At 69.7% G+C, this 1,005-nt stretch carries 1 protein-coding gene; it reads left to right on the forward strand.

Annotated elements, in window-relative coordinates; translation table 11 throughout:
* Positions 1 to 12: 12 nt before the first annotated feature.
* Positions 13 to 1,005: dTDP-glucose 4,6-dehydratase (gene rfbB, locus ACIBTV_RS31445; RefSeq protein ID WP_396710828.1), on the forward strand; the 993-nt coding region annotated here is incomplete at its 3' end.

Consider the following 1,005-nt stretch of genomic DNA (forward strand, 5'->3'; position numbering starts at 1 on the left):
ACTTCCGGACCCGTGAGGATCCTCGTCACCGGCGGAGCCGGGTTTATCGGGTCGGAGTACGTGCGGCTGCTGTTGGGCAAGCCCCTGGGCAGCGCTGCCGGCGTGCCGTCGATCGAGCCGTCGGTGGTGACGGTGTTGGACAAGCTGACCTATTCGGGGAACCCGGCGAACCTGGACCCGGTGCGCGCGGACGCGCGGTTGCGGTTCGTGCAGGGTGACATCTGCGACCCGGTGGTGGTCGACGAGGTCATGGCCGGTCACGACGTGGTGGTGCACTTCGCGGCGGAGTCGCACGTCGACCGGTCGATCGCGGGGGCGGCCCCGTTCGTGACCACGAACGTGTTGGGCACGCAGACGCTGCTGGACGCGGCGCTGCGCCACGGGGTGGGCCGGTTCGTGCACGTGTCCACCGACGAGGTGTACGGGTCGATCGACTCCGGGTCGTGGACCGAGACGTGGCCGCTGGCGCCGAACTCGCCGTACTCGGCGTCGAAGGCCGGCTCGGACCTGCTCGCCCTGGCCTATCACCGCACCCACGGCATGGACGTGGTGGTGACCCGCTGCTCGAACAACTACGGGCCGTACCAGTTCCCGGAGAAGGTCATCCCGCTGTTCGTGACGAATCTGCTCGACGGGGGCACCGTGCCGCTGTACGGCGACGGCGGGAACGTGCGGGACTGGCTGCACGTGCACGACCACTGCCGGGGTATCGCCCTGGTGCAGCAGAAGGGCCGCCCCGGCGAGGTGTACAACATCGGTGGTGGCACCGAGCTGACCAACAAGGAGCTCACCGGCCGGCTCCTGGAGGCCTGCGGCGCCGGCTGGGACCGGGTCGTCGCGGTCGCCGACCGTAAGGGCCACGACCGCCGCTACTCCCTGGACATCACCAAGATCCACGAGGAGCTCGGCTACACCCCCAGCATCGACCTCGACCACGGCCTGGCCGAGACCGTCGCCTGGTACCGCGACAACCGGACCTGGTGGGAGCCCCTCAAGCCCAACGCG

It is taken from the genome of Micromonospora sp. NPDC049366 (genome assembly GCF_044466625.1).
In the GTDB taxonomy this organism is placed as follows: domain Bacteria; phylum Actinomycetota; class Actinomycetes; order Mycobacteriales; family Micromonosporaceae; genus Micromonospora.